At 40.8% G+C, this 23197-nt stretch carries 24 protein-coding genes; 13 read left to right on the top strand and 11 right to left on the bottom strand.

Annotated features, from left to right (window positions below):
* Positions 1–105: 105 nt before the first annotated feature.
* The 5 genes from QE404_RS17570 (at position 106) to fabF (ending at position 3869) form a co-directional block, all read left to right on the top strand.
* Positions 106–972, top strand: coding sequence for a helix-turn-helix domain-containing protein (locus QE404_RS17570; RefSeq protein ID WP_307452708.1), 867 nt, complete (start codon positions 106–108; stop codon positions 970–972).
* An 89-nt stretch (positions 973–1061) separates the two neighbouring features.
* Positions 1062–1478 (top strand): OsmC family protein, encoded by a 417-nt coding sequence (locus QE404_RS17565; protein WP_307452706.1) that lies wholly within the window; start codon positions 1062–1064, stop codon positions 1476–1478.
* Between the two features lie 116 nt (positions 1479–1594).
* A complete protein-coding gene (locus tag QE404_RS17560; protein WP_307452704.1) occupies positions 1595–2209 on the top strand; it encodes a TetR/AcrR family transcriptional regulator in 615 nt (204 codons plus the stop codon).
* Positions 2202–2627, top strand: a complete 426-nt coding sequence (locus QE404_RS17555; RefSeq protein ID WP_307452702.1) for a PaaI family thioesterase — start codon at positions 2202–2204, stop codon at positions 2625–2627. Before QE404_RS17560 ends, QE404_RS17555 begins: the two co-directional genes overlap by 8 nt.
* Complete coding sequence (gene fabF, locus QE404_RS17550; RefSeq protein WP_307452700.1) at positions 2628–3869, top strand: beta-ketoacyl-ACP synthase II; 1242 nt, start codon at positions 2628–2630, stop codon at positions 3867–3869.
* Between the two features lie 77 nt (positions 3870–3946).
* Here fabF and QE404_RS17545 read toward each other — a convergent pair whose 3' ends face one another.
* From QE404_RS17545 to QE404_RS17535, 3 genes are read right to left on the bottom strand one after another with little or no spacing between them, the layout of a single operon-like run.
* Positions 3947–4444, bottom strand: coding sequence for a hypothetical protein (locus tag QE404_RS17545; protein ID WP_307452698.1), 498 nt, complete (start codon positions 4442–4444; stop codon positions 3947–3949).
* A gap of 18 nt (positions 4445–4462) precedes the next feature.
* The gene (locus QE404_RS17540; RefSeq protein ID WP_307452695.1) at positions 4463–4885 is read right to left on the bottom strand and encodes a Dabb family protein; all 423 of its coding nucleotides are present in this window, start codon (positions 4883–4885) and stop codon (positions 4463–4465) included.
* A 49-nt stretch (positions 4886–4934) separates the two neighbouring features.
* Positions 4935–6263, bottom strand: a complete 1329-nt coding sequence (locus QE404_RS17535; protein WP_307454035.1) for a hypothetical protein — start codon at positions 6261–6263, stop codon at positions 4935–4937.
* Between the two features lie 232 nt (positions 6264–6495).
* Here QE404_RS17535 and QE404_RS17530 point away from each other — a divergent pair, with 232 nt between their 5' ends.
* Positions 6496–7185, top strand: coding sequence for a response regulator transcription factor (locus tag QE404_RS17530; protein WP_307452690.1), 690 nt, complete (start codon positions 6496–6498; stop codon positions 7183–7185).
* Entirely contained in the window at positions 7182–8555 is a 1374-nt protein-coding gene (locus tag QE404_RS17525) for a sensor histidine kinase (protein WP_307452688.1), read from the top strand. Before QE404_RS17530 ends, QE404_RS17525 begins: the two co-directional genes overlap by 4 nt.
* Positions 8556–8604: 49 nt before the next feature.
* Here the strand turns inward: QE404_RS17525 and QE404_RS17520 are convergent, their stop codons facing one another.
* Positions 8605–9360, bottom strand: coding sequence for a murein L,D-transpeptidase catalytic domain family protein (locus QE404_RS17520; protein ID WP_307452687.1), 756 nt, complete (start codon positions 9358–9360; stop codon positions 8605–8607).
* Between the two features lie 130 nt (positions 9361–9490).
* A complete protein-coding gene (msrB, locus tag QE404_RS17515) occupies positions 9491–9934 on the bottom strand; it encodes a peptide-methionine (R)-S-oxide reductase MsrB (protein ID WP_307452685.1) in 444 nt (147 codons plus the stop codon).
* A 205-nt stretch (positions 9935–10139) separates the two neighbouring features.
* Here msrB and QE404_RS17510 point away from each other — a divergent pair, with 205 nt between their 5' ends.
* Both QE404_RS17510 and QE404_RS17505 read left to right on the top strand, forming a co-directional pair.
* On the top strand, positions 10140–11384 hold the full coding sequence (locus QE404_RS17510; protein WP_307453426.1) for a DUF445 domain-containing protein: 1245 nt from the start codon (positions 10140–10142) through the stop codon (positions 11382–11384).
* Between the two features lie 42 nt (positions 11385–11426).
* A complete protein-coding gene (locus QE404_RS17505; protein ID WP_307452683.1) occupies positions 11427–12416 on the top strand; it encodes a hypothetical protein in 990 nt (329 codons plus the stop codon).
* Between the two features lie 41 nt (positions 12417–12457).
* Here QE404_RS17505 and QE404_RS17500 read toward each other — a convergent pair whose 3' ends face one another.
* From QE404_RS17500 to QE404_RS17490, 3 genes are all read right to left on the bottom strand, one after another.
* On the bottom strand, positions 12458–13495 hold the full coding sequence (locus QE404_RS17500; RefSeq protein ID WP_307452681.1) for a quinone-dependent dihydroorotate dehydrogenase: 1038 nt from the start codon (positions 13493–13495) through the stop codon (positions 12458–12460).
* Between the two features lie 193 nt (positions 13496–13688).
* Positions 13689–14393, bottom strand: coding sequence for a pseudouridine synthase (locus QE404_RS17495; RefSeq protein WP_307452679.1), 705 nt, complete (start codon positions 14391–14393; stop codon positions 13689–13691).
* Between the two features lie 75 nt (positions 14394–14468).
* The gene (locus QE404_RS17490; RefSeq protein WP_307452678.1) at positions 14469–15524 is read right to left on the bottom strand and encodes an alpha/beta hydrolase; all 1056 of its coding nucleotides are present in this window, start codon (positions 15522–15524) and stop codon (positions 14469–14471) included.
* Between the two features lie 62 nt (positions 15525–15586).
* Here QE404_RS17490 and QE404_RS17485 point away from each other — a divergent pair, with 62 nt between their 5' ends.
* The 4 genes from QE404_RS17485 (at position 15587) to QE404_RS17470 (ending at position 20287) form a co-directional block, all read left to right on the top strand.
* Entirely contained in the window at positions 15587–15736 is a 150-nt protein-coding gene (locus QE404_RS17485; RefSeq protein ID WP_307452676.1) for a hypothetical protein, read from the top strand.
* A 194-nt stretch (positions 15737–15930) separates the two neighbouring features.
* Positions 15931–17472: a glycine--tRNA ligase gene (locus QE404_RS17480; RefSeq protein WP_307452674.1), complete on the top strand. Its 1542-nt coding sequence runs from the start codon at positions 15931–15933 to the stop codon at positions 17470–17472.
* Between the two features lie 79 nt (positions 17473–17551).
* A complete protein-coding gene (locus QE404_RS17475; protein WP_307452672.1) occupies positions 17552–18688 on the top strand; it encodes a serine hydrolase domain-containing protein in 1137 nt (378 codons plus the stop codon).
* 39 nt (positions 18689–18727) lie between these two features.
* Positions 18728–20287, top strand: coding sequence for a helix-turn-helix domain-containing protein (locus QE404_RS17470; protein ID WP_307452670.1), 1560 nt, complete (start codon positions 18728–18730; stop codon positions 20285–20287).
* On the opposite strand, the gene QE404_RS17465 is transcribed toward QE404_RS17470, so the two are convergent.
* From QE404_RS17465 to QE404_RS17455, 3 genes are read right to left on the bottom strand one after another with little or no spacing between them, the layout of a single operon-like run.
* A complete protein-coding gene (locus QE404_RS17465) occupies positions 20288–21202 on the bottom strand; it encodes a hypothetical protein (RefSeq protein WP_307452668.1) in 915 nt (304 codons plus the stop codon).
* 9 nt (positions 21203–21211) lie between these two features.
* Positions 21212–22021: a hypothetical protein gene (locus QE404_RS17460; RefSeq protein WP_307452666.1), complete on the bottom strand. Its 810-nt coding sequence runs from the start codon at positions 22019–22021 to the stop codon at positions 21212–21214.
* A gap of 11 nt (positions 22022–22032) precedes the next feature.
* Positions 22033–22896, bottom strand: a complete 864-nt coding sequence (locus QE404_RS17455; protein WP_307452664.1) for a hypothetical protein — start codon at positions 22894–22896, stop codon at positions 22033–22035.
* Positions 22897–23197: the final 301 nt, after the last annotated feature.

Below are 23197 nucleotides of genomic sequence, written 5' to 3'. Positions count from 1 at the left end.
CAACAAAGAGCTGTCTCTTAAAGTTCACAGATTGAATAGCAAAACATGGCTTGGCGGATTACCCGTCAAGCCATGCTTTTTTGTATTTTTATCCAATATATTCATATGCCGCAAACACTTATTTTTGAAGACCACTATAAAAAACTCGGACTTGAATTCTTTTCCGGTGAACATCCCGGAATGATTAACAGCAATAAGTTCCGCCATGATGTAAAAATATTCTTTATTCCGGCAGGCTATGAGCTGACTGTTGATTTTAACCGTTTTAAAACCATAAAGCCCAGCCTCTTTTTCCTCAGCACCCAGCAGGTGAATATAGAACACGGTAAAGATGGGGCGATCCTGCTCTATTATAACCGGGACTTCTACTGCATTCAGATCCATGACAAAGAAGTAGCCTGTGATGGACTCCTGTTTCATAATGTTTTTGAAATTCCTTTTATAGAACTGGACCGTGAAGAAGCAGCCGTCGTAAAAAAATTATTCAGTGAGATACAATATGAACTGGAATGGAAAGACTCCTCCGCAGAAGAAATGATCCGTACGTATGTAAAACAGCTGATCATACGGTCTACCAGAATGTGGAAGAAGCAACATCTGGATCAGGCTATCGTAAAGATCTCCGGGCATGAACTTGACATTTTCAGAGATTTCAGCAGGTTTCTTGAAATTCATTTCAGGGAAAAACATCATGTTTCAGACTACGCGGACCTGCTGCATATGGCCCCAAAAACACTAACCCACAAATTCAGAGCACTGCGGTTGGAAAGTCCCAACCAGCTTATCATCAACAGAATTTTGCTGGAAGCCAAGAGACTATTGCTGTACACGGATAAGCCTGTTAAAGAAATTGCCCATCATCTGGGCTATGAAGATCCTGCTTATTTCAACAGGCTTTTTACCCAAAAGACAGAAAATACCCCGTCTAATTTCAGGAAAAATTATCTCTCGGGAAAAAAGTACAATACGTAGTTCCTTTTGTGTATTGAGTTGGAACAATATGTGATATACCTTTGTCCAATAAAAATCGATACACATAAACAATAAAAAACAAAATTATTATGAAACGTAATGCAACAGCCGTTTGGACCGGAACCGTAAAAGAAGGAAAAGGACATCTTACAACCCAGAGTACGACTTTAAATGAAACCCAATACTCTTTCAACAGCCGTTTCGAAGATGGTGTGGGAACCAACCCGGAAGAGCTACTGGCTGCAGCCCATGCAGGATGCTTCACCATGAAACTGAGTGCAGAACTTACTCAGGCAGGATTCACTCCTGAGGAATTAACTACGAAATCTGTGGTAACCCTGGATCCTAGCATTGGAAAAATTACAAAATCTGAGCTGACATTAACGGCGAAAGTACCGGGAATTTCTGAAGAAGAATTTCAGAAGCATGCAAAAACAGCCGAGAAAGAATGTCCGGTAAGTGCTGCTTTCAACTTTGAAATTACGCTTAATGCAACGTTAGCCTGATTTTGACAGCATCGCATCTATAAAAATAAGCCTGGCTTTGTTAAAGTCCAGGTTTATTTTTAAAACAAAATATACCATTCGGTATATTTTTATATCTTTGCCTACAAATACGGTTCATGTCTAAAGCAGAAAAAACAAGACAGTTCATCATTGAGAAAACCGCCGCCTTGTTTAATACCAAAGGCTATCTCTCTACGTCCTTATCGGATATTACTGAAGCCACCGGATTGACGAAAGGGAGTATTTACGGGAATTTCGAAAATAAAGATGAGGTAGCGCTTGCTGTTTTCCAGTATAATTACGGAATGCTCAGAAGGCATATGCAGCAAGTTATGAAGGAAGAATACCCTTCCGTTTCAGATCAGCTGTATGCGCTTGTATCTTTCTACAGCAACCATTGGCCCCTTGTCTTTAAAACCGGAGGCTGCCCGCTGATGAACGCCGCTACTGAAGCCGATGATACTTTCCCAGCACTCAGCAGTCAGGTGAAATCTTCCTTTGAGTCGTGGATTGCTACCATCACAGAAATCATCAGGTCCGGACAGGAAAAAGATGAGTTCAGCAGCACGATCGATGCAGAGGAATATGCCTCACTGGCCGTCACCTTAATAGAAGGCGGCATTCTGCTTTCCAAAACCACAGGAAACGAAAAACACCTGCATCATGCGTTGGACCGGGTCTTGAAACTGATTACCGAAATTCAAAAAAATTCTTATCAATATCATGGATAAACTGGAAATCCTCCGGTCCTTTACCGGAAAAGAGTTTTCGGCCTCGCCCTCCCCTTTTATGCGTTGGCTGAATCCTGTTGTACTCTCAGCCGAAGAAGGCGAAATAGCATTTCAATATACGGTAAGGGAAGAATGGCTCAATCCTATGGGGAACCTACATGGCGGTGTTACTGCTGCGATTATCGATGACATTATAGGTGCCACGATGTTTTCACTGAATGAGAAAAACTTTATTGTTACCGTAAATAACAGTATTGATTATTTCTCAACCGCAAAAGAAAATGATCATATTATAGCCGAAACGAAAATTATTAAAAGAGGAAAACAGTTTGTGAACGCGCAATGCGAAATATGGAATGCAGACAGAACCCGCCTTATCGCGAGGGGAACCTCAAACCTTTTTAAAATCAATGACTAAATGAAGAGAGTTGTTATCACAGGACTGGGCGCAGTGACGCCTTTGGGAAATACTGTAGAAGAATTCTGGCAGAACAGCATCAACGGAGTGAGCGGTGCCGGTAAAATTACCCATTTCGATCCTGAAAAATTTAAAGTGGACTTTGCATGTGAAGTTAAAAACTTTGATCCTAAAGTCCATCTTACCCATAATGAAATCAAAAGAAGCGACCTGTTTTCACAATACGCCATGTATTCTGCCACTGAAGCCCTGAATGATTCCGGGCTTGAGCTGGAAACTATGGAACCGTTTGATACCGGGGTCATCTGGGGAACCGGACAGGGCGGCATGTGGACTTTTGAAAATGAAGTGATGAATTTTGCACAGGGCGACGGAACGCCGAGGTTCAATCCATTTTTTGTCCCGAAATTCATTGCAAATATGGCTTCCGGAATGATTTCCATGAAGTTTGGCCTTCAGGGCATCAATTACACCACCATTTCTGCATGTGCCACAGGAAATACCGCATTAATGGATGCTTTCAACTACATCCGTCTGGGCAAGGCAAAAGTAATGGTAAGCGGAGGCTCTGAGGCAGCCATTTCCCCTGCTTCTGTAGGTGGCTTTTCCATTATGAAAGCCATGTCTACCCGTAATGACGATTTTGCAACCGCCAGCCGTCCGTATGATGCAGACCGTGATGGTTTTGTGATGGGCGAAGGCGCAGGAGCCCTGATTCTGGAGGAATATGAGCACGCCAAAGCAAGAGGTGCAAAAATTTATGCCGAACTGGCGGGAGCTGCCATGACTGCTGACGCCTATCACATGACAGCACCTCATCCGGATGGCGTGGGAGCGATTAAAGCGATGCAGCTGGCTTTAAAAGAAGCCGGTGTAAATACCGAAGATATCGATTACCTGAACCCTCATGCGACCTCCACTCCCATGGGTGACATTGTAGAACTTAACGGTATCCACGCTTTGTTTAAAGGGAGTAAAAACCTCGACATCAGTGCCACAAAATCCATGACGGGACATTTGCTGGGGGCCGCCGGAGCTGCGGAAGCGATCTTATCCATAAAAGCCATTGAAAATGGGATCATCCCGCCGACGATCAATCTACATAAGCTTGACGAAAATATTCCGAAAGAAATGAATATAGTATTCGGGGAGGCCAAAGAGAAAAACATCAATTTTGCATTAAGCAATGCCTTCGGTTTCGGAGGACACAATGCCACACTGGTCTTTAAAAAGTTCCGGTAATCTTTACATAAGAAAGCAGCCTTTCCGGCTGCTTTTCCATTGTACGAATTTATATAAGACTCAGCTATGCTGCTGAATTAATCGGAATCTTTATCCTTGTCCTTATCGGCAATGAACAGATCGTCAGCATCTTCTGCAATCGGAATGTAGAGTCTTTCCCAAACCTTGCTTTTCACCATATCCCAACTATGCCCTTTTCCTTTCAGGTCCTCTGCTAATAAAACAGTTCCCGGCTTAATAATAAAAGTGGAGCCGTCTGTTACCTTGAATTTTATATTTCCCTTAATGGTAATCACATACTGCCTTCTGGGCGCAGGGTGTGCATTTTTTTCCCAGTCCTCCGTTTTATTGCTCATCCAGAATGTGGTGGTATTCATATGCTTCAGAGTTGGGATTCTTCCTTTTTCAAAAGTACATGAGCCGTCCGGATTGTTGACGAGCCGGATAGCAGGGATAAACTCAGTGGTTTCTTCTGCCTTTACACTGATTTTTTTGTCATGATGATGTTGTGCATTCATACAGTTCATTGTGGAAAGTGCTACAACAAGGCTTATGCCTTTAACGATGTTTTTCATTTTTTTAATAGGATTCTTTTATGCGTTATAAACGGTATCATGAACCAGCATTCTTTCAAAGAAGGGTTTATACTTCTCTACTAGGGCCAGGTGCCCCGGAAGTTTGCCGTAAGCTTCCAGTTCTTCAAGGCTGTCGAATTCCATGGAGGCGTTGTAAGTAAAACTGTTATCCAGAACACTTCTAGGGCTGGACGCAGCGGGTTTTCCGTACCGAAGATTCTTCTGGTAAGGAAGTTTTGCGAGTCCTTTGAAAAAGTTCTCAAACTCTTTCACCTCAGCTTCAGAAAGATCTGTTCTGAGCCAGAATAATAAATAATGGAAGTACACTTTTTTCTTTTTTATGGGGTTAAACATAGGTAAAGCAGAGGCCAGCATATTGCCGGAAAAGAGCAGTAATGCCGAAGCCTGTACTGAGCGGAATAAAAATTTTCTTCTTTCCATACTAAATATTGTTTATGGTTTTTCTGTCACTCGGTGACCGGATGCTGTGTTAATTAAAATCAATCCTGTATTTCAGGACAAACTGCCACTTACGGTCTGAAACTACAGCATTATTTGCGGCATCACCGGTAAAAACCGGGCGGTTCTGAGCATCGAAGGTAAGCCTTGAAGACATCCCGTTCATCAACAGGGAAACGCCGGCATCATAAATAACGGCATTATCATGAAGAGCTTTAAGGTCAGACAATTGCACACCAACGGCAGGCTGAAGCTGCAGGTTTTTCTTTTCTTTATTAAAGTAAGGTAAAGTACCGCCCAGCTGGACGTAATAGGTATTTCCGGTTCCGATAACAGGCATGGCATTTCCGGCTCCGTTAAGGCTTGCGAGCGAAGCATCCACGGAAGTTGCCGGGTTATTGGTTCCTACATACCGTACGTAGTTCGGACCATAGTCATTATGCATCGCCATCGCATAAGCACTTACGGAAGTTCCTTTTTCCTGGTTAAGCGGGGCATCATAGAAAAGGTCTACCGCAAAACTTTTCATATCATCGTTCACCGTATTTTTAGCAGTGTCCTGATGCCACAGGGCATTGTGGATATAATCAAATCCGGCACCCAGGCTCAATACATTCTTTTTTCCTACATAAGTTCCGGAATTGAAAGGCGTAGAAATATTTTCCGTATCCAGGAAAGCATACCTGAAATAACCTGAAAAATCCTTATGAGGCGAATTTTTGCTGAAGGTGGAAACATTAGGCTTCGGATCTGCGGTCGCCATGGTATACGGATCCGCAACTACAAGACGGTAATCAAACTTCCCCAACTGCCCTTTGATATAGGCGCTCAGTTCCCTTACGGTATAATCCGTAGCCCCTGCATTGGATGTCGCATAGGCCGGAAGGTCATAAAGCAGTGTGTTCAGCGGGCCTGTTGTAAACCGGGAAAGGCCTCTCCATGTAGAACGCCCTGCCCCGAAAGCAATTTTATCATTAAATGCATATTCTGCATAGGCATCCAGCAAGTCGAAATAGTTGCTGCCTTTGGCATTGACATTAACATTGGTGGTTCCTCCCTGAAGTACAAACATCAGCTTTTCAGTAGGTTTATAAGTCATTTTCACCCTTACCCTGCGAAGTGAAAGGTCTGACAAGTCTGATTTAGCATCATTATTTACCATACTTCCCGGATTAAGCTGGGTATATCGGGCCCAGAGTTCAGCATAGCCGCTAAAGGAAATATACCTTGAATGTTGTTCATTAAAATAATGGGTAAGTGCAGGATTGTTGAAGTCGTTCTTTTTCTGTGCTTCAGCCTTTTGGCTCATGCCTATCAGTGCGGCAAGCAGGAGTCCTGTTTTAAAATACCTTCTGTCCATAATGTTCGGTCCTCTTTTCTTTGTTTTTGACGGGACAAAATTAGCGTCGAAAAGCCGGGAACGGTATTAGAAAACTATTAGAAATCCTTTAGAAAACCATTAAAAGGAAACCGGCGTTTTTCCGGAAGAAAAATATGGGATACCTTTGCATAAAAATCAGCACAACAGATGCATTTTGAACTGAGAACCTCATCGTGCTGGTCCTGCTCATTATACGAAATAGGAATTCCAGATGAAGATTTTAATCATTGAAGACAATGCCCGGGTTTCCGCATTGCTGAAACGCGGCCTTGAAAGCCAGGGGTATCAGATCTATATTTCTGAAGACGCGGAAGATGCCCTGATCATGACGGACCGGATTAGTTTCGATCTTATCATTACAGACATCATGCTTCCCGGAATGAGCGGCACCGAATTCTGCACGATCCTTAAAAACAAACAGCCAGATCTCCCCATCATCATGCTGACTGCTTTAGGTACCATTGATGAAAAGATCGAAGGCTTCGATGCCGGAGCTGATGATTATATGGTAAAACCTTTTGAAATCAGGGAGCTCTATGCCAGGATAAAAGCGGTATTACTGAGGAAATCATCGTTGCCTAAACATCATGATGCCAGGGATGTCCTCCAGTACCATCATCTGGTCGTTCATCAGAATACCAACCGTGTATTCAGGGACGGAAAAGAAATTATCCTCACTCCAAAAGAATTCAAACTGCTAGTTTTCCTGATGAGTCATGCTGATAGGATCCTTACCCGTGAGGAAATCGCAGAAAATGTCTGGGGAAATCATTTTGATACCGGCACCAATTATATTGATGTGTACATTGCTTACCTGCGCAAGAAAATAGACAAGGACTTCAATGAGAAAATGATCCATACCAAACCCGGAGTAGGCTTTATTTTTACCCATAACTTATGAAAATCGCTACCAGAACCGCGCTGATATACGCACTCCTAACCGCAGGAATTCTTTTTATTTTTGCTTATGTCCTCTATTTTGTTTCGGAAAACAACAGGAAAGACGAATTTAATGACCGATTAGGCTATAAGATTATCTGGAGGGCAGAATTTATTTTTGATGCGGATATCGATGATTATAAATTGAAAACGCTTCACGAAAGGAATAAAAAAATGCTGAATGAAGCCGACATCAGTGTTTACAACAGTAAAAAGGAACTGATCTTTACAGACATAAAACCGAGTTCAAAAAATCCGTATTACCTTGACAAGCTCATCAGAACCGGGAAAGATAAACTGATCTGGCAGAGAGGAGACCGGCAGTACATGGCTTTCAGGTATCAATTTGATGACGACAATTACTATATTATCGGAAGTGCCGTAGACGTTACAGGATTGGCTCATATCCGGGAGTTCCGGGAGGATATTATCATCATCTATATTATTTCCGTACTGGTCATCTTTGTTATCGGATTTTTATTTTCCTACTACACCCTGAAACCGCTAAAAGACATTATTCTTCAGATCCGGGATATTTCAGAGCATAATCTTCATAAACGGCTGGTTGTTCCCAAAGCCAAAGATGAAATTTATGAGCTCACCGAAACTTTTAATTCTACTTTTAACCGTCTGGAAAAATCATTCAGCAACCATCGGCAGTTTGTGACAACAATTTCCCATGAATTTAGGACTCCGCTTTCAACGCTGATTGCCGAGCTGGAGCTTGCCAAGGAGCTGAATGTGACGCTTGACGATTATAAAATTTCGATTGATAATGCGTTGCAGGATGCTACACATGCCTCACAGCTTTCCTCCGCACTCCTGGATTTTGCCAGGGCCAGCTATGATGTTTCTCAAATCAGTTTCACCGATGTACGCCTGGATGAAATCCTTGCAGATGCCAAAGTTGACCTGCTTCAGAAGAACCCGGACTACCGCATCGGCATCCATTATACAGATAACCTGGCTGACAAGGATGAAAGCAATTATGACTTCTACGGAAATCCCTATCTGCTTCAGGTCGCATTTCTGAACTTAATGGAAAACGCCTGTAAATATTCCCCGGACAAAACATGCCGGGTGGAAATAGAAGTGCAGAATAAAACTCTGGAAATAAGGTTTATTGATCACGGAATCGGTATTGATGAAAATGACCGGGATAAAATCTTCGACCTGTTTTTCCGCGGTACGCATAAAAATTACAGCAAAGGGAATGGGATTGGGCTCTCTATTGTAAAAAGGATTGTGGAAATGCACCAGGGAATGCTGTCTCTCGACTCTTATCCTAATGAAGGAAGCACATTCAGGATCCGGTTTGTATCTGAAAAATAAAAAAGCAGCCTGAACTCAGACTGCTTATATTGATGTATTATCCTTTTTGTTATCCCTTTAACCATTCCGATCTGGAAAGGTAATTCTGGTCCGGATAATAGATGAAAAGACAGTTCCTTCCCTTGATCGTATTGATGATCGGCTGGGTGAGGTCTCTCGGGACTGCAGGGCATCCCCAGCTTCTGCCGATTCTCTTATGCATTGCGGCAAACTGCTCGCTCACATAATCTGCTCCGTGCATGACGATCGCCCTTCTATAGGCTGCATCATTGAAACCTTTGTCCATACCTAACAATTTCAGAGAATATCCGTTGTCTCCCTGGTACGTCGCATCTGTGATATAAAATCCAAGACTGCTCTGCAACGAACTTTCCGTGTTAGAAAAATTCGTCGCAAATTCTTCGCCTGTATTTTTACCGTGCGCTACCAAAGAATTGAACAGGACTTTCCTCTCATTCATGTCGATCACCCAAAGTCTTTTGGTATTGGAAGACATAGAAAAATCGCATACCGTAAGGAGATGCGAATCCTGGTTTAATAGTCCGGCTTTCTTCAGGTTTTCAAAGCCTGTCATTGCTTTAAAGAAAACCTCTTCGTTAAGTTCATGCCCTGGTTCAAAAGGGATGGATTTGTAAAGTTCTTCAGATGAAGATACCGTGTTTTCTGCCTTCGCAGAGTTCATACCCGCTGTTTTTTCGGTCTTTTTTAAATTGATTCCTTTCCCTGATACAGCTTTTTCAGGAGAAAGATAGAATGAGGTCGTAACCACATAAACAATACTTAATACGCTATAGATTCCTTTCATTCAGATATTATGTTAAATACAATTGCGAGAGCAAATGTATAAAACATAACGGCCTAAACCTTATAATCTTATAAAGTTTAACGCTATTTAAGAAAATTTAACGCCTTGATTTATAGAATCAAACCTGCGTTTAATTTTTTGAGTCCGGAATAAATTCCAGGCTGACGGAATTCATGCAATACCTTAATCCGGTAGGTTTAGGCCCATCATCGAAGACATGACCTAAGTGGGAATCACACCGTTTACATAGCACTTCTACCCTTTCCATTCCAAAAGCAGTATCTCTCTTATAATAGACTCCTTCCTCATCTGCTTCAAAGAAGCTGGGCCAGCCGCAACTGCTTGAAAACTTGGCATCTGATCGGAACAAATGGTTACCGCATACAGCACAATAATACTCTCCTAATTTGTGGAATTCATTATATTTTCCTGTAAAAGGTCGTTCTGTGGCAGCCTCCCTAGAAATGGCATACAAATCAGGCGATAGTATCTTTCTCCATTCTTCGTTGGGAATATCCAGTTTTGCACGATCTGTCCTGGAGTAGTATGGATTGTTTTTTGCTTCGTGTTCCATGTAATCGTTTAATGCTTTTGTATCAGCTAAAATTGAACCATAATAGATAAAAGTTTTATTTTTTTTTAATTATTTTTAAACTGATTATGGTAATCGTGTTAAATGGAGCACAGAATTCTGAACCGTAAAATTGCAGAATGCGTAATGAGGATATAATGGGAAACTGCCTGATTATCTCATCAATAATAACCATATGCCACACCTTATGAATGATGAAGCAAAAAGAAAACAGCTAAAAAAATACAAGGCCTTTGCCACGGGGCTTTTCCTGCTGATGGCTGCCCTATTTATCATAACCACGATCCTGCAGAAAAACAATGCTTCCCATTGGATTGGTTATGTTAGGGCTTTTTCCGAAGCTGCTATGGTAGGTGCCCTTGCAGACTGGTTTGCCGTAACAGCACTTTTCCGGCATCCTCTGGGGCTGCCTATTCCCCATACCAACCTTATTGAAAACAGCAAACAGCAGCTGGGTGATAATCTGGGCGGTTTTGTGGTCAATAATTTTCTCTCTCCAGGAAATATACGCCCGTACATCCAGAAACTCAGGATATCCGGTTTTGTCGGGGAGTGGCTGGGAAAAGAAAAAAACCAGGCGGTTCTCATAAAAAATATATCCGATATTGTTCTTGACATCCTTAATAAACTGGAAGATGATACGGTAAGCCGATTTATCAGTAATAAAGTATCTGAAATGACGGATGACATCAAGCTTAACAAAATCGTTGGCAACGGGATAGGTTATATCATTGAAAAAAATGATCATCAGCGGCTCATTACCAATCTCTCTTCCCAGATTAAAAACTACATCCTGGAAAATGATGAAATGATCAAGGACCGTGTAAAAAAAGGCAGTTATACTTTTATCCCTGCTTTTGTAGACAATAAGATTGCAGATAAGATCACCAGCGGCCTGTCTGATTTTTTCGGGGAAATAGAGGAAGATCCGCAGCATGAAATCAGGAACCTGATCACCCGGAAGATCCAGGATTTTTCTGCAGACCTAAAAGAAGACCCGAAGTGGGATGAGGAATTCAAAAACATCAAGAAGGACCTGCTGAAACCTGAAAAATTAAATGAATATTCCCGGGATATCTGGGCCTCCATAAAAAAGACAGTAACAGAAGAACTGCAGCATGATGATTCTGCCCTTAAGAATTACATCTCCAAGAACCTGGATGAATTTGCCGTTAATTTAAAAACCAATACAGCACTTCAGGATAAAATTGATGACTGGGTTCGGGTCACAGCCTATAAATACATCCTGAAAAACACCCATCAGTTTGGTAACCTCATCAGTTCAACAGTAGGAAACTGGCAGGGAAAAGAACTGAGCGAAAAACTGGAACTGGAAGTCGGGAAGGATTTACAGTTTATCCGGGTGAATGGAACAATTGTCGGTGGATTGGTGGGCTTGATTATTTATACGATTGCGCATTTTTTCCTATAGTTATTTCCATTACATTTATCCCTTTAAATCTATTATCATAAGATGAAAATAAAATTTTCAGCATTTTGCTTGTTTACATACCTTACTTTTCTCATTAGTTGTGGCAGACATCATAGAGAGGATGTAGTAGAAGATTATTATAAATTTTTGTACGAAAACAAAATAGATACATCTACTTATAGAACTTTGGAAGAGTTAGATAAAGAAAATAAAATACAGAAAATAACTGTCGGGAAAATACATGATTCTTTTATTAATACAGAGGCAAAGACCGTAATTTTGAAATTAGATAGGCAAAATAAAGATCAGTTCTATCAAAAGTTAGACTACTATGGTAATATTTTAGATTCTATAGAAATTAAAAAAGACTATGAACTTTTACAACATTACATTATTGATCATGATTATTACATCACCTGGATCTATGACAGTGATAAATCGAAAAAGAAAGTCAGAGACCTCAATGTAAGTCCGGAAGATACCATAAGTCAAAAGAAAATTATTGCGAAAATTCTAAAATCACATTTGTCCTACACTATAAAATCAGACAATAATGATAATAATATTAATAAGCCGAAAGATAGTGCAGCAGTTATTTATAGCTATGTTTATTTTGTAGAAAATGGTAAGATTTTTAAAATGAACGTTGGACAGGAAGAAAACAATATTTATGGATTAGAATCTTATGGCTATGAAAATGAAATCAATGATATCTTTAAGAAATTAGAAAACATGGATAACATAAGTTATGTTAAGTTTGATAATTATTATGCAAAGAAACGTATATTTCATCCTGTTAACTGTGCTCTTTTTTCAGTAAACGGATGTGGTCCAGACATAACATATTACACAGGAACTGCGTTTTTATCTTCAGAAGATAATAGCGTAAGAATAAGATACCCAAAAAATCCAATTGAAGGCTTTTTTGATTCCCCGTATTACTACTTTGACACTTATTCGGATCCTCAACTTAGATTTTTTATAATTACAGAAAATGTATCTGACAGACCATATTATTTAGTGAAAAAATAAAAGCAGAATACTGGTATTCTGCTTCCTATATATAATCTTATTTATCTCGGTAGCCTGCCCGCTCTTTTCAGTACTTCGCGATTGATATCATTGATCAGCTCCGGGCCTTCATAGATAAATCCGGTATATAACTGAACCAGGCTTGCACCTGCATCCAGTTTTTCAATGGCATCTTTTGCTGAATGAATACCGCCAACACCGATGATTGGAAACGACCGGTTGCTTTTTTCAGAGAGATACCGGATCATTCGGGTACTGCGTTCCCGGATTGGTTTTCCGCTCAATCCGCCATTTCCGATCTGCGCAAGCACTTCCGGTGGTGTTTTTAGCCCTTCCCTGTTCACTGAAGTATTGGACACGATCACTCCGTCGATTTTTGTTTCTGCAATAAGCTCAATAATTTCATCGAGCTGGCGGTCATTTAAGTCCGGGGCAATTTTTAGAAGAACCGGCTTTTGAACGGTCTTGGACTGGTTGATTTTTTTAACTTCCGTAATCAGTTCCCGCAGGTATTCCACATCTTCCAGTTTCGCGTGGCTTCCTACATTCGGGCAGCTCACATTCAGGACAAAATAATCTACATAAGGATGAAGTCCGTCAAAGCACTCCAAATAATCACGGGTATAATGTTCAGGAGTTGTATCTGTATTTTTTCCGATGTTTCCGCCGATGATGATTTTGCCTTTATTGCCTTTCAGCTTTTCAATCGCAGCGTCCAGCCCGTCGTTGTTAAAACCCATCCGGTTAATGATCCCACCGTCTTCGATCAGCCTGAACAGTCTTTTCTTAGGATTTCCGGCCTGTGCCCTGGGTGTCACCGTACCGATTTCCACGAATCCGAAACCGAGATCAGCGAGTTCGTTGAAGAGGACTGCATTTTTATCAAATCCGGCTGCAAGCCCCACTGGATTTTTAAATTTCAATCCGAAAACTTCTCTTTCGAGCCGTTTGTCTGCGACAGGTTTCGGGAAGAATATCCGGGTAAGAAAACCAAAATTTTTAAGCATCGAAAAGGTAAAATGATGCACGGCTTCAGGATCAAACTTGAAAAGGATAGGACGGATCAGCGATTTGTACATGCCTTGTTTTTGGAATACAAAGATACTGATTTTTAGTTGAAGTTCAAGCTTTAGAGGAAAAGAGGAAACTGTATGAAATCAAGTGTTTCAATACAGTCTTTTTAATATAAAGTTTTTTCACAATTTGAAAATGCGGAAAATTCGTTGGTTTTGAATTTCTCAATCAATTTATCAGCCGATTGTCAGAGCCAATTTAATGATCCTGTACATATGCAGTCAGATCAAAACCGAGGATATCACCCACTTTTTTAAATTCTTCATCTATCGTAGCATATACATTTATTCTTTCATTGGTAATGGGATGAGTAAAAGCAAGCTGATAAGCATGAAGCGTCATTCTGGTCATATTAAAAGTCTGCAGCAATAATTTGTTCTGTTTGTTGCATCCGTGCTTACGGCACCCTAAGATCGGATGCAGAATATGTTTAAAATGTTTTCTCAACTGATGAAACCGTCCTGTTTCCGGAATAGCTTCCACCAGGGAATATCTGGAAGTCAGGTGTTTTAAAAAAGGTAAATCGATTTCCGAAGTCTGCAGACGGCGATAGTAAGTCATGGCATTCTGCTTCACTTCATTTTCGTTAGTCAAATCATAATCAATGGTTTCTTCTTCTTTCGTCCAGCCTCGAAGGATAGCAATGTATTTCTTTTCGACTTCCCGTGTGGCGAACTGATCACTCATTGTCCTGAGCGTTTCTTTATCTAAAGTAAACAGCAGAACGCCTGAAGTTTTCCGGTCTAAACGGTGTACCGGATATACTTTTTGCCCGATCTGTTTTTTCAGCTCCTGAATCGCATATGTATCCGCTTCTCCGGAGTAAAAAGATTTATGAACCAGCAGTCCGCTGGGTTTATTAATGGCAATGATATGTTCGTCGCGGTACAGGATTTCTAACATCCGGCAAAAATAGAGATTTCATTTTATACTGCTCATACGATAATGAGCCTGTTTAAGAAATGAGTTTCAGTCATATTATTGCTCAAACTTCAGATGGTCATTGAAAAAGGGCAGCATGCTGTTCTCAATCCTTCCGTTTTCTTTGCTTACTTCGCTTCCGTGGGTTCCGATGTACTCTTCAGCTTCATGTTTTATCTTCAGTATTTCGAGGGTTTGGCTGAAATTTCTGCAGGTGACCGGGATATGTTTGAATTCATCATTCCTCCCCCAGTCTAATTTAATCGCTGTTAACATCTTAAGATTTTCATAATGCGTGAAAAGCAGCTCTGAAGTGGAGTTCTTTCTTAGGTCCTCTACTGCCTCAGCATTTACTTTTAAGCGTTCTCCGTCAAAAGAAAAAGGCAGGTCTGCAAAAAAAGGAGGTTTAGAAGGGTTTCCGTTATATGCTCTTGCAATGGCAAAAATGATGTTCATTCTTGCATTTTGGGATTTTGAAAGATCTTTTATCTCTTTAATATCAGCTGCATTTTTATATGAATCCATTTCTGTGAGGGCAAAATACCTTGCATCTAAAACACCCGGAGAAAGAGCATATACGGATGAAAATACTTCCGGGTGAAGGATGGCATTTCTCAATGCTCCGTTTCCTCCCATTGAATGTCCCGAAATGCCGCGGCTTTCCTTATTCGGGATCGTTCTGTATTTTTTATCAATATCATTGACTAAATCTACTGAAGTAAAGTCTGACCAATTTCCCGATGATTTTGAGTTGGCATAAAAACTCCCTTTAAAAACCGTGCTTTCATCCGGCATCACAACAATAACCGGCCTGATCTTTTTCAAATGAATCGCACGGTCCAGAATATGGTTGATCTTGTCGCTGCTCACCAACAGACTGTCGCTCCAGAAGAACCCATGCAGAAAATAGATGACAGGATATCTTTTTTCCGACTGTTCGTAACCCGGCGGAAGATAAACCGAAACCCTCCGTTGCGGATTTTCCCCTGCCTTATTTTGCAGGCTTTTTGCCGTAATATAGGTTGTGACAACTTTCCCTACCGGAATGTTCTGAGCTGATAAAAACTGTATGGACAGGAGAAAAGTGATGATTAAAATACCCGCTTTTTTCATAGTATTATTTTGAATCCTGCAAATATCGTTAAATTATCTCAAAATGAGACAATAAGTATTACATGAGTCGGATTCCTGCTGGAAATCCTTCAATTCCTGATTGCCTTCTGGCCATAGCCCTGATTGCAGCGGAAATCCCGGAATGGTGCGGCGGAGCAAAGCGGAGCCGTGCCATGAGGAATTGCAGCGGAAAGCAGGTTCCCGGCTCCTGAAAATCATCTGAATTGAACAATACTGAGGCCCTATCTTTACAAAACTTCTTATCGCCTAGACGTTAATGGATACGGTGTGGGCTCAATCTGTAATTTCAAAAGGCCGGATTGCAACAGTTTTTAACTGCTTTTTTCGCAGGATTTCATGATATTGGAATCCAAATTCCTATTTTTGCAATTCAGATGTAAAATATATGGCAAAACAAGAAGATGTTTTCAGAAAAGTGATTTCTCATGCTAAGGAATATGGGTTTATTTTCCCTTCCAGTGAGATCTATGACGGTTTATCCGCTGTTTATGATTATGGACAGAACGGTGCCGAACTTAAAAACAATATCAAGCAGTACTGGTGGAAAGCCATGGTACAACTTAATGAAAATATTGTGGGGATTGATTCAGCAATCCTGATGCACCCTACAACATGGAAAGCATCGGGCCACGTAGATGCGTTCAACGATCCGTTAATTGACAATAAAGATTCTAAAAAACGTTTTCGTGCAGATGTACTGGTAGAGGATTACTGCGCCAAAATTGAAGATAAGGAAAACAAGGAAATTGAAAAAGCTGCCAAGAGATTTGGCGACGCTTTTGATAAAGACCAGTTTGTAGCTACGAATCCAAAAGTAATTGAATACAGGGCAAAAAGGGAAGCGATCCTTACAAGGCTGGCAAAATCCCTGGAAAATGAAGATCTTGCTGATGTAAAAGCACTGATTGAAGAGCTGGAAATCGCTGATCCGGATACCGGTTCTAAAAACTGGACGGAAGTGAGGCAGTTTAACCTGATGTTCGGAACCAAATTAGGGGCTTCCGCAGATTCTGCGATGGACCTGTATCTAAGGCCTGAGACCGCTCAGGGGATATTTGTTAATTTCCTGAATGTACAGAAGACTTCACGCCACAAACTTCCTTTCGGGATCGCACAGATTGGTAAAGCGTTCAGGAATGAGATCGTTGCAAGGCAGTTTATTTTCAGGATGCGTGAGTTTGAGCAGATGGAAATGCAGTTCTTCGTAGCTCCGGGCACTGAGCTTGAATTCTACGAGAAGTGGAAACAAACTCGTCTTAACTGGCACTTAGCTCTGGGCTTAGGAAATGAAAATTACCGTTTCCATGACCATGAAAAATTAGCGCATTACGCCAATGCAGCAGCTGATATTGAGTTTAACTTCCCGTTTGGCTTCAAAGAGCTGGAAGGGATCCACTCCAGAACAGATTTTGACCTGAAAGCACACGAGAAGTTCTCCGGAAGAAAGCTTCAGTTCTTTGATCCTGAAAGAAACGAAAACTATGTTCCTTATGTGGTGGAAACTTCCGTAGGCCTTGACAGGCTTTTCCTAGCTTTATTCTCTCACTGCCTGAAGGATGAAGTGCTTGAAGACGGATCGGAAAGAACCGTTCTTTCCCTGCCGCCGGCTTTAGCTCCTATAAAAGCAGCAATCCTTCCGTTGATGAAAAAAGATGGTCTGGCAGAATATGCTGAAAAAGTCTTTAATGATCTGAAGTACGATTTCAACCTCTTCTACGAGGAGAAAGATGCCATCGGCAAGCGTTACAGAAGGCAGGATGCCATTGGTACTCCTTACTGTATTACCATAGACCATGACTCATTAACAGACCATACAGTAACGATCAGGGACCGTGATACGATGGCCCAGGAAAGGGTTCCGGTCTCCGAATTGAGAAGGATCATTGATGAAAAAACCAGTTTCAGAAATTTACTATCAAAAATATAAATTCAGAGCCTTGAGAAATCAGGGCTTTTTTTGTAACGTTTTTTTGAATAGATTTGTTTAAATCCAAATCCCTAAATCTATGCTGTTATTTATACAGATCATGCTGATCGTTATTGCCGTGGCCGTAATCTTAGTTTATCTGACCGGTTATGGCTATATATTTAACGGGATTTCAAAAACCTATTTTAAAGGCAAACTGAGCGCCAATATTGACGACGGATCTTATTTCCCGTCCAACACAGTAGCAACCGCGACACCTAAGCCTTGGGAAAAAGCACCGGAATACAATACACGTCCACTGCCGGAAGATTTGATCCGTGACCTGGAAGCTTCCAGTACAGCTTCTTTTATTGTGGTAAAAAACGGAAGACTGGTTCACGAACAGTACTGGGATGCCTATCATGCCACATCTCCTACCAATTCTTTTTCCATGGCCAAGGCTGTAACCGTTATGCTACTGGGTAAAGCAATCGAGGAGCAGAAAATCCACAGTCTTGATGACAGGTTTTCAACTTTTTTCCCGGAGTTTGATCAGAAAGAGTATGGAAAGGAACTTACCCTAAAACAGCTCGCCATTATGGAATCAGGCCTGGACTGGGAGGAAAACTATAAAAACCCTTTTCTTCCCAATGCAAAAGCGTATTATGGTACAAGCCTCATCAGTGCAATATTTTCAAGGAAATTCAAAGAGCAACCCGGCAACAGGTTTGAATATCAAAGCGGTTCGACCCAGCTCCTGGGTTTTGCCGTACGAAAAGCAATTAACCAATCTTTGGCAAGCTATCTGTCTGAAAAGTTCTGGATTCCCCTGGGCATGGAACACAATGCTACTTGGAGCACAGACGAAAGCGGCATGGAAAAGACATACTGCTGCATCCATTCCAATGCACGGGATTTTGCAAAATTAGGGCAACTCTTTCTGGATAACGGAAAAGCAGGACAAAGGCAGATTTTAAATGAAGAATTTATTGAGCAGATGAGGACTCCTACCGAACATTCGGAAGGTATTTACGGTATGGGACTCTGGATCAATCATGACAACCCTGTAAAACACTATTATTTCCTGGGACTTCAGGGGCAGTATATCATTATGATTCCTGAATATAATATGGTTATCGTACGAACCGGCAGCTATCATAACCTCCCAAAAAATGACCGTGGAAGGCCCGACCAGGTAAAGTTTCTGGTCAATTCTGCTGTAGAATTATTTCAGTAATTGGATCCATAATATTTAAAAACAAATAACCTATCACAAATGTTAATTAAGAAAATTATTTTATTATTTTTTCTATCCGTTTTTTGGACTCATTCATTTTCGCAGCAGCCATTTGATTTTGAGGGACAGTATGTCCGTGCCCGGTATCTTACCAGTAAATTCCCTGACAGCTCGGATATAGTTCTGAACAATATTATTGAAGCTGCACAGAAAGACAATCAGCCGGAATACCTGGCGAAAGCTTATTACCTCAAATCCTTTAACAGCTATGTGAGATCTGATGCCGATAATGCGATCCGCTATGCCGGTATTGTACTCGAAATTTCTGAAAAGAATCATTATGCTGTAGGAAAAGCATTGTCTTATAGAATGTATGGAACACAATATGCAAAACTTGGCCTCCTGGAGCAGGCTGAAGAAAGTCTCTCTAAAGGCATTGCAGAAATCGAACACCTAAATACGGATGAAGGGCATGAATTAAGAGGCATGATTTATAATTCTTATCTGATCCTTTTGAATGAGAAAGAATATAAAAGAAAGCTTTACTATTCTGAAAAATCAATTAGTGAATACCTCCAGATCAGGAACCTGGCCAGAAGAAATGAGCTTCTGGTCTCCGCTTATAGCAATATGGGGTATAATCTTTCGGAAGTTAACAAATTCAAAGCCTCCATGCTATATCTAAAGAAAGCGCTTGGTTTAGTAGGCAGTGGTAATAATTATTTAAGATGCCATATCTTACATGATATAGGATTTGCATTTTCAAAAAACAAACAGCCTGACAGTGCCATTCACTATTATCGTAAAGCACTTGATCTGGCCAATACTTATGGTTTCAATGAAAAGAAAATAGAAATTACCGGAAATCTTGAAGAGGCCTATGCTGACAAGGCAGAGCCTGATAGCGCAAAAACCTATAAATTTCAGCATCTTAATCTTAAAGATGGGTTTTCATACAATAAAAGCATTGCCGTAGGAAAAGTTCTTGCCAGTGAGAAAAAGGAGTATTCCCAAAAACTTAATCAAAGCCGGTTGATTTCCAATTCCCTTATGGTGGCCTGTATCCTCCTGATTTGCCTGCTTGGAATTATAATTTACAGGATCCGAAAGCAGAAGAAAAAAAACATGCAGATTACGGCTGATGTTTATGAAAGAGGGATTATCCAGGTTCCTTATGAAAAGGATACTGATGAGATCGCAGAAACCAATGAGAGCACTGGGCCTCCGGAGATAAAAATGTCCCCTGAAGTCGAGGAAAATATTCTCAGAGGTTTACAGGCATTTGAAGAAAACCTGGAATTTAACAGTAGGAACGTTGCAAAATATTATCTGGCCAATAACCTGAATGTAAATAGCAAGTATCTCTCTGCAGTTATTAAAAAGCATAAAAAAGCTAACTTCAATCAATACATCAATAGCCTCAGGATCGGATATATTGTAGATCAACTTAAAAATGATCCCCAATACCGAAAATACAAAATCAACCACCTGGCCGAGATCTCAGGGTATTCATCACACAGTGCTTTTTCCCATGAGTTTAAAAAGATTGTGGGAATACATCCTTCTGCATTTATCAAGAACCTAACCCTCGTTTCCTGATTACTGCTCTGCAATAGTCAGGCTATTATAGCCATCTGCAGAGGTATTCAGTGAAAAATTGGCTGTATTGGAATTATTGAGGTTAAACCAGGTATATGGCATTAACCTTTGCCCTGCAGACATAAAGAAGGATGCTGTACAGTTGCTTCCGGCATCGAGGTTTCCGATGCTGTTTGAGGACATGGTATTGGCGCATTTGACCGTACTGATGATATTGGATGCGGCAAGACCTGTAGTATTGTCGTACAGCTGCCAGATGGCCTCTATTTGGATAGGACTTAAAGTATCTGTATTATAATTGATGGCAAGAGGTGCCATATCTGTATTGAATGATGCCACATAAACTCCGTCATGGGGTGCGGTAAAAACACCTGTTGAAGCATTAAAGGAATTGCCGGAATTATTTTCAAATGTTTTTGTCCAGCTTACCAGGTAATTACTCTGTCTGTTCTGTAAACCTGTAGTGGTATTCGCAGAAGGATTGACCAATTTAACATTATTGTTAGTTTTGGAAGCAATTACAATCACTTTATTGCTGCCTGACTGTGCGGTGAGCAATGGGATCCATTCGTTGCCATTGGAGTACTGCAAACCATTATTGTATTTTACAGCACCTTCATCTGCTGTTGCTGCTGATAATGATGTATTTCCAAAACCTACAGCTCCGTTTCCCTGATTGCGGGCGTCTACTTTTACCGCAGGAGATATGGTCCCTGCTCCCAGTCTCCCGGAGGCAGTAACGACCACATCATTCTCTTGCTGGCTGGCAGTGAAAGTATTTCCTGAAGCAGGATTGTCCTTCTGTCCATCCACATGTAAAACACCCTGCGGGTTCATTGTGTTGATTCCCATCTGTCCTGATACAGCATTACAGCCGGCAATCAGGACGATCCATAAAATATTCTTTCTCATCATTTATGTTTTTTATAATCCGAAAATGCTTAACGAGGTATTGGTTCCGTCAGCATCCAATGATTTTGTACTTCCCAGATTTTGGTTGACCGCTGTTTTAATCTGATCTCCCTGATTCAGGTTAAAAATCCCTGAACAGCCACCGGCCACTCTATTGGCAATAGTATTAGTCCCTGGATAACTTCCCACACACCTGAATATTTTGTTGGTTGCAGCGGTGGAGTTCGTCTCAATCGTGCTTTCATAGCGGGAATCATTTGAGATGCTCCCTGAGGCAAATGAGAAAGTAAATGAGACTACATAGATTCCTGATTTTGAAGCCGTAAACACACCTGTTGCCGGATTGAAGCTCCCGTTAACATCATTATTTTCAGTCCACGAAGTCATGTCTGTTTTTACTCCGTTACTGAAACTCTGCTGTGAGGAATTTTTAGCATCTACGAAATCATTGGTACTTTTATAAGCCAAAGGCACCCATGAATTGCCATCAGAATAGCTCAGATCTTTTGTTCCTGAGTTGTATCTCAATGCTCCGGCTTTGGCATCGGCAGCCGTCTGTGTGCTTGATCCGATACCTAAAGCATTTAAATTTTCACCTGATCTGAGATCAAGCCTTGTTTTAGGAGATTTCGTGCCTACTCCGAGATTTCCAGTCTGTGTAACCACTACATCATCATAATATCCCGAAGCTGTTCCTGAAGTATTTTTTTTACTGTCTACGTGCAGTACGCCCTCCGGAGAGGTATCATTAATTCCAACCTGTGCCTGTATATGGAGTGAAAAAAACAAGATTGATAACAAGGCGGTAAATTTGTGTCTCATATCATTTGTGTTTATTGTTCTATTATGGAAAGATTAATAAAACCGTAATCGGGGCTGGAAGTGGAATTATCAGTTCTTAAGCTCAGATCTCCGTTATATACAGACTGATAAATCTGTGGCTGGAAAACGTCTCCCTTATTAAGATAAACCCCTGCCACGCATGATCCTGCAATTTGAGCCTCTCTGGAAGTGTTTGAAAAAGATTTGATGCATTTTTTAACCGTGTTATTTCCGTTGACTACATACCTCGCCTCAGAAAAATATCCGGAGACAATAGGCACCCGTACAAAATCATAGGTAAATGACACCAGGTAAATACCGGTTCTCGGAGCGGTAAAAACACCTGTTGAAGGATTAAAATTATTCGCCGGATCTGAAATTTCATTCCATCCCTGGATCGCAGTAGCATTCTGATAAGGTATCCTTATGGTAAAATTAGCAGACATGATATTAGCAACCAATATAGACTTAGTAGGTGTCGAAACAAGTTCTTGCCAAACTGTTCCATCAGAATACTGCATTTTGCCTCCATTAAATGAGTTGTACCTTAATGCCCCGGCTCCTGCATCAGAGGCTGTCTGAGTGGTTTTTCCGATTCCTATAGCATTATCCGTATTGTCTGAAGAGCGTGCATCAATCTTGACTGCCGGATTTAATGTTCCTATGCCGATCTGACCGGAAGAGGTAAATACAACATCATTCGCTGCCTGTGCTGAAGTAGGTGTTCCCGAGCTCGGGTTATCTTTTGACCCGTCAATATGAAGGGAAGCCTGTGGATTTGTTGTATTAACCCCGACATTCTGAGCCCTGACATGAGTGAAAATAAGAAATCCCGAAACTACGGACACCCTGATTAAATAAATAAAAATTTTCATATCATTTGATGTTTTTAGAATACAAATGTGTTTTTATTTGTTTTGCAAAGATAGAATCAAAAATATTTCTTTCACAACACCCAGTATGACCATAAAAAACATAACCAACTGAAAACATGAATGTTAATCCACTTAATTTAACTATTCCTCACTAGCAAAATTCGGAATTTTAATAATTTAAACGAGAAATAAAGCCTAATAAGGACTCAAATCTGTCTCCTATAAAGGTGTTATTTTTAAAAAATATTTTACATTCCGGAGAAATTTTTACAATCAAAAAAAAATTTACCTGTCTATCTTT

Origin of the sequence: Chryseobacterium camelliae (assembly GCF_030818575.1) — a bacterium.
Taxonomy (GTDB): Bacteria; Bacteroidota; Bacteroidia; order Flavobacteriales; family Weeksellaceae; genus Chryseobacterium; species Chryseobacterium camelliae_A.
Note: the sequence above shows the minus strand (reverse complement) of the source record. Positions and strands in the feature narration are given on the sequence as shown.

What these genes read in the sequence shown, in the direction of transcription:
- QE404_RS17570 (WP_307452708.1), top strand. Translation starts at nt 106, where the DNA reads ATGCCGCAAACACTTATTTTTGAAGACCACTATAAAAAACTCGGACTT.
- QE404_RS17565 (WP_307452706.1), top strand. Translation starts at nt 1,062, where the DNA reads ATGAAACGTAATGCAACAGCCGTTTGGACCGGAACCGTAAAAGAAGGA.
- QE404_RS17560 (WP_307452704.1), top strand. Translation starts at nt 1,595, where the DNA reads ATGTCTAAAGCAGAAAAAACAAGACAGTTCATCATTGAGAAAACCGCC.
- QE404_RS17555 (WP_307452702.1), top strand. Translation starts at nt 2,202, where the DNA reads ATGGATAAACTGGAAATCCTCCGGTCCTTTACCGGAAAAGAGTTTTCG.
- fabF (WP_307452700.1), top strand. Translation starts at nt 2,628, where the DNA reads ATGAAGAGAGTTGTTATCACAGGACTGGGCGCAGTGACGCCTTTGGGA.
- QE404_RS17545 (WP_307452698.1), bottom strand. Translation starts at nt 4,444, where the DNA reads ATGAAAAACATCGTTAAAGGCATAAGCCTTGTTGTAGCACTTTCCACA.
- QE404_RS17540 (WP_307452695.1), bottom strand. Translation starts at nt 4,885, where the DNA reads ATGGAAAGAAGAAAATTTTTATTCCGCTCAGTACAGGCTTCGGCATTA.
- QE404_RS17535 (WP_307454035.1), bottom strand. Translation starts at nt 6,263, where the DNA reads ATGGACAGAAGGTATTTTAAAACAGGACTCCTGCTTGCCGCACTGATA.
- QE404_RS17530 (WP_307452690.1), top strand. Translation starts at nt 6,496, where the DNA reads ATGAAGATTTTAATCATTGAAGACAATGCCCGGGTTTCCGCATTGCTG.
- QE404_RS17525 (WP_307452688.1), top strand. Translation starts at nt 7,182, where the DNA reads ATGAAAATCGCTACCAGAACCGCGCTGATATACGCACTCCTAACCGCA.
- QE404_RS17520 (WP_307452687.1), bottom strand. Translation starts at nt 9,360, where the DNA reads ATGAAAGGAATCTATAGCGTATTAAGTATTGTTTATGTGGTTACGACC.
- msrB (WP_307452685.1), bottom strand. Translation starts at nt 9,934, where the DNA reads ATGGAACACGAAGCAAAAAACAATCCATACTACTCCAGGACAGATCGT.
- QE404_RS17510 (WP_307453426.1), top strand. Translation starts at nt 10,140, where the DNA reads ATGAATGATGAAGCAAAAAGAAAACAGCTAAAAAAATACAAGGCCTTT.
- QE404_RS17505 (WP_307452683.1), top strand. Translation starts at nt 11,427, where the DNA reads ATGAAAATAAAATTTTCAGCATTTTGCTTGTTTACATACCTTACTTTT.
- QE404_RS17500 (WP_307452681.1), bottom strand. Translation starts at nt 13,495, where the DNA reads ATGTACAAATCGCTGATCCGTCCTATCCTTTTCAAGTTTGATCCTGAA.
- QE404_RS17495 (WP_307452679.1), bottom strand. Translation starts at nt 14,393, where the DNA reads ATGTTAGAAATCCTGTACCGCGACGAACATATCATTGCCATTAATAAA.
- QE404_RS17490 (WP_307452678.1), bottom strand. Translation starts at nt 15,524, where the DNA reads ATGAAAAAAGCGGGTATTTTAATCATCACTTTTCTCCTGTCCATACAG.
- QE404_RS17485 (WP_307452676.1), top strand. Translation starts at nt 15,587, where the DNA reads ATGAGTCGGATTCCTGCTGGAAATCCTTCAATTCCTGATTGCCTTCTG.
- QE404_RS17480 (WP_307452674.1), top strand. Translation starts at nt 15,931, where the DNA reads ATGGCAAAACAAGAAGATGTTTTCAGAAAAGTGATTTCTCATGCTAAG.
- QE404_RS17475 (WP_307452672.1), top strand. Translation starts at nt 17,552, where the DNA reads ATGCTGTTATTTATACAGATCATGCTGATCGTTATTGCCGTGGCCGTA.
- QE404_RS17470 (WP_307452670.1), top strand. Translation starts at nt 18,728, where the DNA reads ATGTTAATTAAGAAAATTATTTTATTATTTTTTCTATCCGTTTTTTGG.
- QE404_RS17465 (WP_307452668.1), bottom strand. Translation starts at nt 21,202, where the DNA reads ATGATGAGAAAGAATATTTTATGGATCGTCCTGATTGCCGGCTGTAAT.
- QE404_RS17460 (WP_307452666.1), bottom strand. Translation starts at nt 22,021, where the DNA reads ATGAGACACAAATTTACCGCCTTGTTATCAATCTTGTTTTTTTCACTC.
- QE404_RS17455 (WP_307452664.1), bottom strand. Translation starts at nt 22,896, where the DNA reads ATGAAAATTTTTATTTATTTAATCAGGGTGTCCGTAGTTTCGGGATTT.